The organism is Frankia sp. Mgl5 (assembly GCF_023242985.1).
In the GTDB taxonomy this organism is placed as follows: Bacteria; Actinomycetota; Actinomycetes; order Frankiales; family Frankiaceae; genus Parafrankia; species Parafrankia soli.
In genome coordinates, this window is record NZ_JALKFY010000814.1 from 1 (window position 1) to 14,253 (window position 14,253).

The window sequence follows — 14,253 nt, forward strand, 5'->3', positions numbered from 1 at the left end:
CTCCGGCCATGCCCGCCCCGCCGGCGCCGGCCGCGCCGTTCCCCGGGGGGGGCGGGGGGGGCGCGGCGCCGAACGCCCCCGCTCCGCCGGCCCCAACCGGCTAAGCCGGCCGGCGACCTTTCGTCGGATGTTTCGCGGTGGCCCCAATGTGCTTTGCGGGCGCTCCGCGGCGGTCGCACACCCCCACGAAGGTCGAGCCCGTCCCGCCCATTCTGTTTCACGCGTATTGCCCGGTGTGGCCGCGCAGACCCGCCGTCGCTGGAGCCCGGACCCAAAAGGCCACGTCCGGGGCGGTCTGGCGGCCCGTGCGGGGGCGTTCCGGCACGCGTCGCCCTGATGATCCGCCCGCCCGGCGCCGGAAGCCCGAATGCCTATATCAGGCAGGCATCAGCGGCCTCTCCCCGGGTGCCGTCGCGGCCCGTCCGCCCCACGCCCGCCGGGTGTTGATCCGACGGAAAGTAAGCGGCTATTTCCATGTCGTGATCGAACCCTCGCGTTCCGGGAAGGTGGGCGATTGTTGTGAGGGGGGTGATTGTCGGGCAAGTGCCGAAGTCCACTATCTTCAGCATCGGCACCTGCGTGCACAGCTATTTGAGAGTGCCGAGCACCGTCCGATGTATGTAAAGCGTCGAGCCGAAGCGCCGTGTCCTGCCCCCGGCCCGACGACCCCTCCGAGACAGGCGGGGCAGGACGAGGGACCTCGGTGGTCCCGGTGACCGGGCGATCCGTCCGGCCGCCGGACGGCCGATCCGGTCCCGCCGGCCGTGCTGGCCGGCGGGTCGGTGTGCGATGCCGAGCGCGGCAGAGCGCCTCACAGGCGCCGGTAGAGAGAAGGACACGCGTTGCCCCGTCGTGGAATTGCCTGGCTGCCCGAGGACTGGGAGCAGTTCGTCAAGGGGCGCCAGCGCCCCTCGAACGCCCGATCGGGTACGGGCGCCCGGCGGCGCACCTCCCAGCCGCCTCGTCGGGCGGCGACGATCGCCGCGTTCACCACGGGCACGCTCGCGGCCTCGACGGCGGCCTTCGCCGCCACGGTGCCGGCCACCCCGGACGGCACCGCGTCCATCGACCCGGGCGCGACCCAGACGGCCTCCGTGCTGCCGGGCCAGGGCGGGACGGACGCACCGGACGCCGCGGCCGCCGCCGCGCCGCTGGCGGGGGCGATCGCGTCCTCCGAGCCGATGTTCACCAAGGTCTCGCTGACGGCGGACAACACCACGGTCGCGCCGAACGCCCCGGTGGTGCTGACCGTCCGGGCCAATGAGGCTGGCGGCGCTCCGCTGGCCAACCAGCGGGTCCGCCTCGTCGTGGTGAACGGGCCGAAGTGGCAGACCTCGACGGCGCTGACGACCGACACCAACGGTCAGGCCCAGATCACCGCGCGGCTGCTGACCACCACGACGATCACCGCCGTCTTCGACGGCACGAGCGCGCTGCGGCCCTCGCTGGCCGGCGCGGCCACGATCACGATCAAGGCGCCGACGGCGCCCCGCCCGGCCGTCAGCCAGGCCATCCCGTCGGTGATCCCGGGCAGCTCGATCGGGGAGAAGGCCGTCTACCTGGCCTCGCTACAGAAGGGCAAGCCGTACGTGTGGGGGGCGGAGGGTCCCTACTCGTTCGACTGCTCCGGCCTGGTCCAGTACGTCTTCAAGCAGCTCGGACGTTCCCTGCCGCGCACCGCGCAGGGCCAGTACAACGTGTCGACCCACGTGCCGCAGTCCGGTAAGCGCCCCGGCGACCTGATCTTCTACGGGACCGAGGGCAACATCTACCACGTGGGCATCTACGCCGGGAACGGCTACATGTGGGCCGCGCCGCAGACCGGCGGTGTGGTGTCGCTCCGCCCGATCTACAGCTCCACCTACAAGGTCGGCCGGATCATGTGACGCGCGGAGGGGCACTCGGCCCGAATCGGGCCGAGTGCCCCCCGCGCTCCGCGCTCCCGCACCTGGCCGCGCGCCGTCCCGCACCACGCCGGGCCCGGACGGCGGCGACCACTCGGCGACCCGGCCGGCGCCCATCCGCTAGCGTCAGAGCCGACGACCCGCGTCCAGCGGTCGGCGCGCGAGCCGTCGGCGCCCGTCTTCGTGCGGCCGGGTCGGGGAGGAGGGACGCGGCGTGACGGCGGAGACGCAGGCCTCCGACCGGATCTGGACCATCCCGAACCTGCTGTCCGGTCTGCGCCTGCTGGGCGTGCCGCTCTTCCTCTGGCTCGCGCTGGGCCCGGAGGCGGACGGTGCCGCGCTGGGCGTGCTCGCCTTCGCCGGCGTCAGCGACTACCTGGACGGCAAGCTCGCCCGGGTGCTGAACCAGACCAGCCGCCTCGGGGTGGCTCTCGACCCGCTGGCCGACCGGCTCTACATCCTCGCGACCATCGTCGCGCTCACCCTGCGCGACATCGTCCCGCTCTGGTTCGCGCTGGCGCTCGTCGGCCGGGACGTCGCGCTGCTGGGCCTGGTGCCCGTGCTGCACCGGCTCGGGCTGGGCACCGCGCTGCCCGTCCACTACCTCGGCAAGGCGGCCACCTTCAACCTGCTGTACGCCTTCCCGCTCCTGCTGCTGTCCGCCGGCGACTCGTGGCTGGCGACGGCGGCCCGCCCGCTCGGGTGGGCGTTCGCCATCTGGGGTATCGCTCTTTACTGGTGGTCCGGCCTCCTCTACGCAGAACAGGCCCGCCGGCTGGCCGGGGAACGCGCCCGCCTGGCCGCGGCGCGAAAATAGGGAGGTAACCCTTGAGAGCCGTCGTGATGGCGGGCGGCGAGGGCACCCGGCTGCGGCCGCTGACCGCGAACCTGCCGAAGCCCCTGCTGCCGGTCGTCAACCGCCCGATCATGGAGCACGTCCTGCGGCTGCTCAAGCGGCACGGTTTCGACGAGACCGTGGTGACGGTCCAGTTCCTCGCGGCGATGATCCGCAACTACTTCGGCTCCGGCGACGAGCTGGGCATGCACCTGTCCTACGCGACGGAGACCACGCCGCTGGGCACCGCGGGCAGCGTGAAGAACGCCGAGGACGCGCTGCGCCACGAGGAGTTCCTGGTCATCAGCGGTGACGCCCTGACCGACATCGACCTGACCGACCTCGTCGCCTACCACCGGGCGCAGGGCGCGCTGGTCACCGTCGCGCTCAAGTCGGTGCCCGACCCGCTCGAGTTCGGCATCGTGATCACCGGCGAGGACGGGCGGATCTCCCGGTTCCTGGAGAAGCCGACCTGGGGCCAGGTGTTCTCCGACACCGTCAACACCGGCATCTACGTGATGGAGCCGGAGGTCCTCGACCACGTCCCGGCCGGAGAGGCGGTCGACTGGTCCGGGGATGTCTTCCCCCGGCTGGTCGCCGCCGGGGCGCCGGTGTTCGGCTATGTCGCCGGCGGCTACTGGGAGGACGTCGGCACCATCGCCAGCTTCCAGCGCGCGCAGGCGGACGTGCTGAACCGGCAGGTGGACGTCTCGATCGGCGGGTTCGAGGTCTCCCCGGGGGTCTGGATCGGCGAGGACGCCGACGTCCATCCCGACGCGATCCTCAAGGGCCCGCTGGTCGTCGGCGACTACAGCAAGGTCGAGGCCGGCGCCGAGCTGCGCGAGTTCACCGTGCTCGGCAGCAACGTGGTGGTGAAGCGGGGGGCCTTCCTGCACCGGGTGGTCGTCCAGGACAACGCGCTCATCGGCCCGCGGACGAACCTGCGCGGCTGCGTGATCGGCAAGAGCACGGACGTGCTGCGGGCCGCGCGCATAGAGGAGGGCGCGGTCATCGGCGACGAGTGCGTCATCCAGGAGGAGGCGTTCGTCTCCCATGACGTCAAGGTCTACCCGTTCAAGACCATCGAGGCCGGGGCGGTCGTCAACACCAGCGTCATCTGGGAGTCGCGCGGGCAGCGGTCGCTGTTCGGCCCACGCGGGGTCTCCGGACTGGTCAATGCGGAGATCACCCCGGAGCTGGTGGTCCGCCTGGCCAGCGCGTACGCGACGACGCTGAAGAAGGGCTCCACCGTCACCACCGCGCGGGACGGCTCGCGCGCGGCCCGGGCCCTCAAACGGGCCGTGATCAGTGCCCTCACCGCCGGCGCGATCAACGTCCGTGACCTGGAGGTGGCCCCGCTGCCGGTCGCGCGCTTCGACGTCCGCACCTCGGACGCGGCCGGCGGAATCATGCTGCGTTCCAAGCCGGGCGACGCCGAGCGCATCGACATCGTCTTCCTCGACGCCGACGGCGACGATCTCTCCCCGGCCGCGCAGCGCAAGCTCGACCGCGTGTTCACCCGGCAGGAGTTCCGCCGCGCGTTCCCCGGCGAGATCGGCGACCTGCGCTTCCCTGCGCGCACGGCCGACGTCTACACCCAGGACCTGCTTGACCGGGTGGACACCAGCGGGCTCGCCGAGGCGGATCTCAAGGTGGTCGTCGACCCGTCCGGGGGAGCGGCGTCGCTGCTGCTGCCCACCCTGCTCGGCCGGCTCGGCGTCGACGTGCTGACCGTCAACGGCCGGCTGGACGAGACCTACCCCGAGCCCGGCGCCGAGCAGGAGCGCAGGGCTCTGGACCGGCTGGGCGCGCTCGTGGCGAGCTCGCGCGCCGCGTTCGGGGTCCGCTTCGACCACATCGGCGAGCGGATCACCATCGTCGACGAGCGCGGCGACCTCATCAGCGACGAGCGGGCCCTGCTGGTCATGCTCGACCTCGTCGCGGCGGAGAACCGCGGCGCCCAGGCGGCGGTGCCCGTCACCACCACCCGGGTCGCCGACCAGGTGGGGCGCTTCCACGGCCTGACCGTGCGGCGGATGTCGATGTCCGGCTCCGAGTTCTCCCGGGTCGTGCAGGCCGAGCCGATCGTCTTCGCCGCCGACGGGCGGGGCGGGTTCGTCGTGCCGGAGTTCGCCCCCGTGATCGACGGCCTGGCGGCGTTCGTCCGGCTGGTCGCGCTGGTCGCCCGGACCAGGCTGACGCTCAGCGCGATAGACGCGCGGATCCCTCCGGTCGCGATGGTGCGGGCGTCGGTGCCCACACCGTGGGCGGAGAAGGGCACCGTCATGCGCCGCGTCGTCGAGTCGGTGGACGTCGACTCGGGCGACCAGGTCGACACCACCGACGGGGTGCGCGTCGTCGGCCCGGACGGATCCTGGGTGCTGGTGCTGCCCGACCCGTCCGAGGCGGTGACCCACCTGTGGGCCGAGGCGGCGGATCTGGGCGGCGCGCAGAAGCTGGTGCGCCGGTGGAGCGCCGTCGTGGAGACAGTGCCGCCGGAGCAGGCTCCCGTCACCCGTTCATGATCGTAACGGCTTCCCGGCGGCGGAACGCGACGGGTATGCCACAGTGGCCAGCCGGCCGTCGGCGAGAATGCCGGATGTGCACGGACGGACACGGCTGACCACGCGCGCGAGCGGGGGGAGCCCACTGGCGGGCGGCGCCGCGGCGACGGTGCTCGAGCGGATCGTGGCCGACGCGCTCGAGCCCGCCTACGCGCGGGACTCCGACGCCGCGCGCGGAGCCGGTCGGCGCGGTGGCGGGTGGGCCAGACGGCTCCTGCTGCCCCTGACGCTGCTCCTCGCGGGCCTGCTCGTCGCCGTGAGCGTGCGCCAGGCGGTCGATGACGCGCCGTCCCGGGAGCGGCTGCGGGCGCGGCTGAGCGCCGAGTACGAGGCCCGCTCCACCCACCGGGACGGCCTCGCCTCCTCGGTGGCCGTGCTCCGCTCCGCCACTGAGAGCCTGGTGAACCGGCGCCGGACGGCCGACGGGCTCTGGGCGGTCGCGAACGCCGAGATCGACGCGCTCGCGGCGCCGGCCGGCCTGGCGCCGGCACGCGGCCCCGGCGCGCGGGTGACCCTCGTCGACCCGTCGGCCGGGCCGCCCGCCGACGCGGGCAACCCGCGGCCGACGGCACAGGGCCCCGACGGCCGGCTCGCCGACCACGACCTGGCCGACATGGTGAACGCGCTGTGGGCCACCGGCGCCGAGGCCATCGCCGTGAACGGGGTCCGGCTGACCGCGCTGAGCGCGGTGCGCGCCGCGGGCGACACGATCCTGGTCGGCCTGAGCCCGGTCGCGGCACCCTACGTGGTCGACGTCGTCGGGGACCCTGACACGATCGTTCCGGGGGTGACCGCCGCGGCGGTCACGCTGCGCCTGCGCACCCGGATGGGCGCACCCCCGAACGCCGTGACCGTCGCCCGCCTGGACGACGTCACCGTGCCGGCGGCCCCCAGCCCGAGCCTCCGATATGCCCGAGGGAGCGGATCTTGACCCGTGAAGGTGCGATCACCGGCCTGCTCGCGCTCGTTGTCGGCGTCGTCGCCGGGCTCCTCGTCGCGCCGAAGCCCCCGACCTGGCTGGACCCGTACCTGCCGGTGGCGGTGGTCGCCGCGGTGGACGCGGCGGTCGGGGGCCTGCGCGCGGCGCTGGAGCGGGTCTTCTCCGACCGTGTCTTCGTCGTGTCCTTCCTGTCGGACGTGCTGCTGGCCGTGGCGCTCGTCGCGCTGGGCGACGCGCTCGGCGTCGGCGGCGCGATGTCGACCGCGGTGGTCGTCGTCCTCGGCATCAGGATTTTCACCAACGCGAGCGCGGTCCGCCGATCGCTGCTGAAACTGTGACCGGCGAGCTGCCGCCCCGCGCTCCTCGGCTCCACGTGCCGCCGCCCGGCGAGTCGCCTCCCGGTGAGCTGCCGCTCGGGGAGCCGCCGGACACCACGGGGCCGGCCGGCGGCGGCCCCGCTGTCGTGCGCCCGACTGTCGGGAAGGCGACGAGCGGCGGCACCGGCTCCCGGGTACGGCTGTTGCGATACGTGACGGTTCTGTTGCTTGCGGTGCTGGGATTCGGTGTCGCCGTGATGATCCGTATCGCCGACACGCCCGAGCGGCTGGCGGCGGCCCGGCCCGACGAGCTCGCCACCGAGCTGGAGGACCTCGCCGTCGCCGGGCGGCGGCTGGAGGTGGAGGCCACCGGTCTCGAGCAGACCCGCGCCGCGGTCGCCGACGGCGCGCGCGGCGACGCCGACCTCGACCGGGCCCGCCGCGAGGCCGAGGCCCTGGCGGTGCTCGCCGGCACCGGCCCGGCGACCGGGCCGGGCATCACCCTCCGCATCGACGACCCGCGGGGGACCGTCGAGGCGTGGATCCTCGTCGACGCCCTGCAGGAGCTGCGGGACGCCGGTGCCGAGGCGATCGAGCTCTCCGGTGTCCGTGTTGTGGCCTCCACCTACATCGTCGACGCTCCCGGCGGCGGTATGACCGTGGACGGCGGCAGTGTCGCGCCGCCCTACGAGCTGCGCGTGGTCGGGGACGCGCACACGCTTGCCCAGGCAATGCGGATTCCTGGCGGAGTGCTCGATACGGTAGCTACCCGGGATGGCGCGCATGCTGAGGTCACGAACTCGGATCGGATCGAGATCAGGGCGCTGCGGGCCGTTCCGACCCCCCGTTTTGCCCGTCCAGCCGGTTGAGGGGCGCGCCCCGCGACGACGCCGTCGCGGTGGGTGCCGGCCGTCCGGACGGTCCCATGCGTCCGTCGACGCCCGTGCCGGCGCTCGGCACCACGACCGCAGGAGGCGATTCCGGTGTACCCGGACGACCTGAAGTACACCCGTGAGCACGAGTGGGCCCGGGCCGAGGGGAACAGGGTGCGGGTCGGTATCACCGCGTACGCGCAGGAGGCGCTCGGCGACATCGTCTTCGTGTCGCTGCCCGAGGTCGGGCAGGCCGTCTCGGCCGGGGAGCCGTGCGGCGAGGTCGAGTCGACCAAGAGCGTCTCCGACATCTACGCGCCCGTCTCCGGCGAGGTCGCGGCCCGCAACGAGGCGCTCGTCGCCGCCCCTGAGCTGGTGAACTCCGACCCCTACGGGGAGGGCTGGCTGGTCGAGGTCACGGTGGTGGACGCGGCCGTCCTCGACGACCTGCTCGACGCCACCGCCTACCGCGAGCACGTCAAGGAGCAGTAGCCGCGCGGGAAGTTCGCGGCCGGCGTGAAGTTCGTGGCCGGACTGTCATTCCGGGACAGGCGTTCCCAGGGCGGGCGCGGTCATTGGGCGGTGCTATGCGCATTGGCCTGGCTATGTCCTACCTCGTCTGATGTCAAGTGAAGGGCGGCCACCGCCCGCGTGCGGTGGCGCCACGCCGAACAAACACCCGACGCACCCTTTTCGCGGCGGTGCGCCTGATGCACTAGCCTCGGAGTGCGCCGTGACGGCATCGGCCGCGGACACCGCCGCGTTCGGCCGTTCGCGCGGGGTGAGTGCCCGATCACATCGGGCCAGGCCTCTGTCGGGGAACATTCCTGCCGCCGTCAGGGCGGCGGACCGAGCGGCCGGGCTCCCGCCTGCGGGCATCCGGCAGGAAGCGGACGAGACTGTGTTCTGCACGAGGTGCGGCCAGCAGAACCCGTCCGACGCGCTGTACTGCGCGCGGTGCGGGTCGCCTCTGGTGCGTCCGGGCGAGCCCGTGGCGCCGGAGCGACCCGCGGAGCAGACGTCGACGCTCAACCTGGCCGCCGCGCTCTCCGGCATCGAGGGTGACCACGTCGACGAGTCGACCGAGCGCGACGCCGTCGCCGCCGTCGACGCGCTTCCGCCCGGCTCGGCCCTGTTGGTCGTCAAGCGAGGCCCGAACGCGGGCAGCCGGTTCCTTCTCGACGCCGATCTCACCACCGTCGGGCGCCATCCGGAGAGCGACATCTTCCTCGACGACGTCACGGTCTCCCGGCGGCATGCCGAGTTCCACCGGTCGCCCTACACCAAGGGATTCTCCGTGCGTGACGTCGGCAGCCTGAACGGTACCTACCTGAACCGGGAGCGGATCGACTCCGCGGAGCTCACCGGCGGCGACGAGGTCCAGATCGGCAAGTTCCGCCTGGTCTTCCTGACGGGCGCGACCTACGGGGGGGTCGGGGTTCGGTGAACAGGTCCACGACGAGGTGAGCGGCGGCAGCAGCGCCGCGGCGGAACCCATGCGCTCGTCCGGTCGTGCGGAGGAGTCCCGGCCGGGATCGTCGCGGCGGAGCGGCCCGGGACAGCGGCCCGAGGATGCCGCGAAGACCCTGAACATCGGCGAGGTGCTGGACAGACTGCGCACCGAGTACCCCGACATCACCCTCTCGAAGATCCGCTACCTGGAGTCCGAGGGGCTGGTCGAGCCGGCGCGCACCAGCGCGAACTACCGGAAGTACTCGCTCGACGACGTCATGCGCCTGCGGCACGTGCTGCACGCCCAGCGTGAGCGGTACCTCCCGCTGCGCGTGATCAAGGAGGAGCTCGCGGCGCTCGACCGAGGCGACACCCCGCTACCCCGCACGGGCCCGCGTGCCGTGCCCGACCGGCCGGCTGTCCGCGGCCTGGACGGCCTGCTGGGCGCGGAGCGGGTCCGTCTGTCCCGCCGCGAGCTGCTCGCCGCCAGCGGCCTCGACGACGACTCGCTGGCCGAACTGGAGGGCAACGGGCTCGTCGGCCCGATCGCGGGCGGCGGCTACTACGACTCCGACGCCCTGCTGGTGGCACGTACCGTGGCCCTGCTCGCGGCGCACGGCGTCCAGGCGCGGCACCTGCGTGCCGCCCGCGCGGCGGCGGATCGTGAGGCAGGTCTCATCGAGGCGGCGGTCGCGCCGCTGCGGTCCGGTCGCCTGGTGGAGTCGGACGGCCGCGCCGCGGAGACCGCCGACGAGCTCGCCACCCTGCTGGTGCGCATGCATGCCGCGCTGTTGCGGACCCGGTTGACCGGCAGCCGACCAGGCTAGCGGGGCACGGTCACCCAAAACGGCGCCATCTTTCACGGAAAGTGAGAACTGGCGGGCGCGCTGACGCGGGGCGGTAGCGGGGATACTGTCTCCCCGTGGGGTTTTCTGGCTCCGGTCACAGCGTCCCGCCCTACCCCACCTGCGCTAGGAGGTAGATCGGTGCATCGGCTGGACATCGTCGGCGTGCGTGTCGAGCTTCCGTCGAAGCAGCCGATCGTCCTGCTCAAGGAGGTGGGCGGGGAGCGGTACCTGCCGATCTGGATCGGCGCGGTCGAGGCGACGGCGATCGCCTTCGCTCAGGAGGGCATCACCACGGCCCGGCCGATGACCCACGACCTGATGCGGGATGTGCTGCGGGCACTCCAGACGGAACTGACCCAGGTCACCATCACCGACCTGCAGGACGGAGTCTTCTTCGCCACGCTGGTGTTCGGTAACGGCGTGGAGGTCTCCGCCCGCCCCTCGGACGCGATCGCCCTGGCCATGCGGATGGGCGCTCCCGTGTACGGGGTCGAGGCGGTCCTGGCCGAGGCCGGGATCACCGTCCCAGAGGAGCAGGAACAGGAGCAGGAGAGCGAGCTGGAGAAGTTCCGGGAGTTCCTGGACACCATCTCGCCGGAGGACTTCAACACGCCGGGCTCCTGAACCAGGCTCGGAGGGCCGCGAGGCCCCAATGCCGCGCCGGATGTGACCCGAGCGGGGTAGCTCGTCCGGTTGGGCGCACACTTGTCCTGGTGCGGTCAGCATGTCCGCTGGACTACGGACACGCCGGCTTGGATCATTGAAGAGACGATGCCCCGCCCTTACGGTCGGGCGAACCGGCTGCCCAGCCGGTGCGCCGGCCGGCGCGGGGATGCGTCGCCGTTCGCCGCCGGGGGCGGCCACGGTGCCCCGCCGCCGACGCGGCGCGGGCCCGGGCCGGTGGGCGTGTGGCGCGGCGCCGGTGTGGGCGGTGTCGTCAGCGGGCGGGCCGTGAGGCTCCCGGACTGTCCGGAGGATGGGACTGGTGAATGGTGGCACCTCGATCGGAGCAGCCGCGCGGGTGGCGCCGGACGAAGCCGATCCCGCCTGGGTGGATGCCGAGCGGACGACCATGATCGAGCAGGGTCAGCTCTTCGGCGACGAGATCCCGCAGCCGCCCGGTGACGACGTCGGATACCGCGGGCCGACGGCCTGCTCGGCGGCCGGCATCACCTACCGCCAGCTCGACTACTGGGCGCGCACGGGCCTGGTCGTGCCCAGCGTGCGCGGGGCGAGCGGGTCCGGCAGCCAGCGCCTCTACTCGTTCCGCGACGTGCTGGTCCTGCGGGTCGTCCGCAAGCTGCTGGAAGCCGGGGTGTCGCTGCAGAACATCCGGGCCGCCGTCGACCATCTGCGGACCAGGGGAGTGGCGGACCTCGCCCACCTGACCCTCATCAGCGACGGCTCGACCGTCTACGAGTGCACCTCGGACGACGAGGTGATCGACCTGGTCCGGGGTGGTCAGGGCGTCTTCGCGATCGCGGTCGGGCGGGCGCTGGAGGACATGCGCGGCCAGCTCGCGGAGCTGCCCTGCGAGCGCCCCGGCAACCCGGCGGCGACGCACCCCGGCGACGAGCTGGCCCACCGCCGGCGGCGGCGCAGCTCGGCCTGATCGGCACGCCCCGCGGGGGAAAACCGTTGGGGAACTGTCGGTGGCCTGGCGTACGGTCCCCGTGTGACTGATCATCCCGCGGTCCTCGTCGAGGGCCTTCGCAAGAGCTACGGCCGACATACGGCCCTTGCCGGACTCGACCTCCTCGTCGCGGAGGGCACGGTCCACGGCGTTCTCGGCCCCAACGGTGCCGGCAAGACGACCGCTGTCCGCATCCTGGCCACGCTGCTCGCCGCCGACGGTGGGCGGGCCGAGGTTCTCGGGGTCGACGTGCTGCGCCAGCCGCAGCTGGTCCGTCCCCGGATCGGCCTGACCGGCCAGTACGCGGCCGTCGACGAGCGGCTGACCGGCCTGGAGAACCTGGAGATGTTCGGCCGGTTGTACCGGCTGTCAGCCCGCACCGCGCGGGCGCGGGCGGCCGAGCTGCTTGAGCGCTTCGACCTCGCCGAGGCCGCCGGGCGGCAGGCGAAGACGTACTCGGGCGGCATGCGTCGGCGCCTCGACCTCGCGGCGAGCCTCATCATGGCGCCGGCCGTGCTGTTCCTGGACGAGCCCACGACGGGGCTGGACCCACGCAGCCGCCAGGCGATGTGGCGGGTGATCGCCGACCTTGTGCGCGACGGCACCACCGTGCTGCTCACCACGCAGTACCTGGAGGAGGCCGACCAGCTCGCCGACCGGGTCTCCGTCGTCGACACCGGGCGGGTCATCGCCGAGGGAACCACCGACGACCTCAAGCGCCAGATCGGCGGCGACCGGCTCGACATCACCGTGGCCGAGGGCTGCGACCTCGGCGGTGCCGCCGAGGTGCTGGCCCGGTCCGGTACCGGCGCGGCCACCGTGGACGCCGACGAGCGCCGGGTGAGCGTCCCGGTCTCCGGCGCGGGCATCCTCGCCGAGGTCGTGCGCGGCCTCGACGAGATCGGGGTCACGATCGTCGACGTCGCGCTGCACCGCCCGTCCCTCGACGACGTCTTCATGACCCTGACCGGTCACGGCGCCGCCCCGGCGCGCGGCCCGGCGGGTGCGCCCGGCCCCGGCGGGCCGGGCGGTGACGACGGGCCTCCCGGCCCGCGTACCGGCGGCGACGAGCGGGATCTGGTGAAGGCATGACCACTCTCGACCTGACACCCGTCGCGGGGCGGAGCCGGCTGACCTGGGAGCTCCTCGACGCCTGGGTGATGTGCCGACGCAACCTGATGAAGACCTGGCGGGTGCCCGAGCTGCTGGTCTTCGCGACCATCCAGCCCGTGATGTTCGTCCTGCTGTTCAGCTACGTGTTCGGGGGCGCGATCGACGTCGGCCCGGATCTCGACTACGTCGACTTCCTGATGCCCGGCGTCTTCGTGCAGACAGTGATCTTCGGCGCGATGATGACCGGGATCGGCCTCGCCAACGACAAGGAGGAGGGGCTGATCGACCGCTTCCGGTCGCTGCCGATGAGCCGCTCGGCCCTGCTGACCGGGCGGACACTCGCCGACCTGGTCCGTAACGCCTTCATCATCCTGATCATGCTGTTGGTCGGCCTGGCGGTCGGCTTCCGCTTCGGTGACACCACGGTTCCGGCCATCCTGGCGGGATTCGGCGTCATGCTGATCTTCTCCTACGCCTTCTCCTGGGTGTCGGCGGTGATCGGCATGTCGGTCCGCAGCGCGGAGGCGGCACAGTCCGGCGGGATGATCTGGGTCTTCCCGCTCGTCTTCGCCAGCTCCGCCTTCGCCCGGGTCGACACGATGCCGGGCTGGCTGCAGGCGTTCGCCGACCACCAGCCGGTCACCGTCACGGTGGATGCCGTGCGCGCCCTGTTCCTCGGCGGCCCGGTGGCTGACGACCTGCTGCTCTCACTCGCCTGGTGCGGCGGGATCCTGCTGCTGTTCGGGCCGCTGGCCGTCCGGGCCTTCCGGAGGGACGCCGCAGGCTGACGAGGCCGCGAGATCAGGCCGCCCGGATCACGGCAGGGCCGATCGTGGCGGGCCGCGGCCTCAGGTGCGTCCCTCGGTGTTCTGGGCGTTGCCCAGGGTGGGCTCGTAGGCGACCCAGTCGGCGCGCAGCACGGGCCAGCCGTCGGCGCGCAGCAGCTCCACGACCGCCGGGTCGTCGTCGACCACGACGGCGACCCGGCGGTGCGTGCCGAGCCGGCGCAGCTCGGAGCGCTTGAAGATCCGCGCCGGGCGGCGGTCCGCGTCCGGGCGCATCCGTAGCTCGTTGAGGGGTAGCCCCTGTTCCCGCAGCCAGCGCTCGGTCGCGGCCCGGGAACGCTCCGGGCGCCCGGTCAACCAGAGCACCTCGTGGTCGTGGGCGAGCGAGTGCACCAGCTCCACCCCCTCGACCAGGGGTGGATCGACGTCCGCGGCAGCGAAGAAAGCGTCCCAGTCACCGGGGCGTGCCCGCAGGAAGCGCAGGCGGTGCCGCACGTCGGCGACCACCCCGTCGACGTCGATGACGGCCAGCGGTCGGTCCGCCGGCGCCTCCGCCGCGGCGGAGGCCTGAAGCGGGCCACCCGCCACGCTGTCAACGTCAGCCACGCTGTCGACACCAGCCACGCCGTCCATACCGGTCACGCTATCCACGTCGCCAGCACCGCCGCCGCCACCAACGCCGGCCGGGGCCCCGGGGCCCGCCAGCCCGTCCGGTTTCGTCTCCGACCCCGTGTCCAGGCCGGACATGCGCCCCGGATCCGCCACTTGTGTGCCTCCCGTACGGCGTCCACGTCGATGCTCCTCCGCCGGGCCATTGAACACGCGCGACACAGCGGATAAACCGTCGGTGTCCCGGCGGCCATCCGGTACGGTCCAGTTCATCGTCGGGTGTTTCCCACGTTTATCGGCTGAACTGGTCGGAGACGCCGGCCGGAGACACCCGGGTGGTCGCCGGTCCCGCATGCGGTGAAACGGCACGACGCGACGCGA

14 protein-coding genes are annotated in these 14,253 nt (G+C 72.9%); 13 read left to right on the top strand and 1 reads right to left on the bottom strand.

Features of this window, described 5'->3' with window-relative positions:
* Positions 1-842: 842 nt before the first annotated feature.
* The 13 genes from MXD62_RS31555 (at position 843) to MXD62_RS31615 (ending at position 13,266) form a co-directional block, all read left to right on the top strand.
* Positions 843-1,886: a C40 family peptidase gene (locus MXD62_RS31555; RefSeq protein WP_248833019.1), complete on the top strand. Its 1,044-nt coding sequence runs from the start codon at positions 843-845 to the stop codon at positions 1,884-1,886.
* 232 nt (positions 1,887-2,118) lie between these two features.
* Positions 2,119-2,721, top strand: coding sequence for a CDP-alcohol phosphatidyltransferase family protein (locus MXD62_RS31560; RefSeq protein WP_248833020.1), 603 nt, complete (start codon positions 2,119-2,121; stop codon positions 2,719-2,721).
* Between the two features lie 26 nt (positions 2,722-2,747).
* On the top strand, positions 2,748-5,264 hold the full coding sequence (locus MXD62_RS31565) for a mannose-1-phosphate guanyltransferase (RefSeq protein ID WP_248833044.1): 2,517 nt from the start codon (positions 2,748-2,750) through the stop codon (positions 5,262-5,264).
* Positions 5,265-5,331: 67 nt separating this feature from the next.
* Positions 5,332-6,234, top strand: coding sequence for a DUF881 domain-containing protein (locus MXD62_RS31570; RefSeq protein ID WP_248833022.1), 903 nt, complete (start codon positions 5,332-5,334; stop codon positions 6,232-6,234).
* Positions 6,231-6,581 carry a small basic family protein gene (locus MXD62_RS31575; protein WP_248833023.1) on the top strand — a complete coding sequence of 117 codons (351 nt, stop codon included), beginning with the start codon at positions 6,231-6,233 and terminating at the stop codon, positions 6,579-6,581. The genes MXD62_RS31570 and MXD62_RS31575 overlap by 4 nt, the downstream gene beginning before the upstream one ends.
* Positions 6,578-7,429, top strand: a complete 852-nt coding sequence (locus MXD62_RS31580; protein ID WP_248833029.1) for a DUF881 domain-containing protein — start codon at positions 6,578-6,580, stop codon at positions 7,427-7,429. Before MXD62_RS31575 ends, MXD62_RS31580 begins: the two co-directional genes overlap by 4 nt.
* Positions 7,430-7,543: 114 nt before the next feature.
* Entirely contained in the window at positions 7,544-7,924 is a 381-nt protein-coding gene (gene gcvH, locus MXD62_RS31585) for a glycine cleavage system protein GcvH (RefSeq protein ID WP_020462477.1), read from the top strand.
* Positions 7,925-8,333: 409 nt separating this feature from the next.
* The gene (locus tag MXD62_RS31590; RefSeq protein ID WP_020572244.1) at positions 8,334-8,879 is read left to right on the top strand and encodes an FHA domain-containing protein; all 546 of its coding nucleotides are present in this window, start codon (positions 8,334-8,336) and stop codon (positions 8,877-8,879) included.
* 16 nt (positions 8,880-8,895) lie between these two features.
* Positions 8,896-9,711: a MerR family transcriptional regulator gene (locus MXD62_RS31595; protein ID WP_248833030.1), complete on the top strand. Its 816-nt coding sequence runs from the start codon at positions 8,896-8,898 to the stop codon at positions 9,709-9,711.
* A 159-nt stretch (positions 9,712-9,870) separates the two neighbouring features.
* Positions 9,871-10,356 carry a bifunctional nuclease family protein gene (locus MXD62_RS31600; protein WP_006540374.1) on the top strand — a complete coding sequence of 162 codons (486 nt, stop codon included), beginning with the start codon at positions 9,871-9,873 and terminating at the stop codon, positions 10,354-10,356.
* A 361-nt stretch (positions 10,357-10,717) separates the two neighbouring features.
* Entirely contained in the window at positions 10,718-11,344 is a 627-nt protein-coding gene (locus tag MXD62_RS31605) for a MerR family transcriptional regulator (RefSeq protein WP_020462474.1), read from the top strand.
* A gap of 63 nt (positions 11,345-11,407) precedes the next feature.
* On the top strand, positions 11,408-12,457 hold the full coding sequence (locus MXD62_RS31610; RefSeq protein WP_248833031.1) for an ATP-binding cassette domain-containing protein: 1,050 nt from the start codon (positions 11,408-11,410) through the stop codon (positions 12,455-12,457).
* On the top strand, positions 12,454-13,266 hold the full coding sequence (locus MXD62_RS31615) for an ABC transporter permease (RefSeq protein ID WP_248833032.1): 813 nt from the start codon (positions 12,454-12,456) through the stop codon (positions 13,264-13,266). The genes MXD62_RS31610 and MXD62_RS31615 overlap by 4 nt, the downstream gene beginning before the upstream one ends.
* A 60-nt stretch (positions 13,267-13,326) precedes the next feature.
* Here MXD62_RS31615 and MXD62_RS31620 read toward each other — a convergent pair whose 3' ends face one another.
* Positions 13,327-13,905: a hypothetical protein gene (locus MXD62_RS31620; RefSeq protein ID WP_248833033.1), complete on the bottom strand. Its 579-nt coding sequence runs from the start codon at positions 13,903-13,905 to the stop codon at positions 13,327-13,329.
* Between the last annotated feature and the right edge of the window lie 348 nt (positions 13,906-14,253).

What these genes read in the sequence shown, in the direction of transcription:
- MXD62_RS31565 (WP_248833044.1), top strand. Translation starts at nt 2,748, where the DNA reads ATGGCGGGCGGCGAGGGCACCCGGCTGCGGCCGCTGACCGCGAACCTG.
- MXD62_RS31570 (WP_248833022.1), top strand. Translation starts at nt 5,332, where the DNA reads ATGCCGGATGTGCACGGACGGACACGGCTGACCACGCGCGCGAGCGGG.
- MXD62_RS31615 (WP_248833032.1), top strand. Translation starts at nt 12,454, where the DNA reads ATGACCACTCTCGACCTGACACCCGTCGCGGGGCGGAGCCGGCTGACC.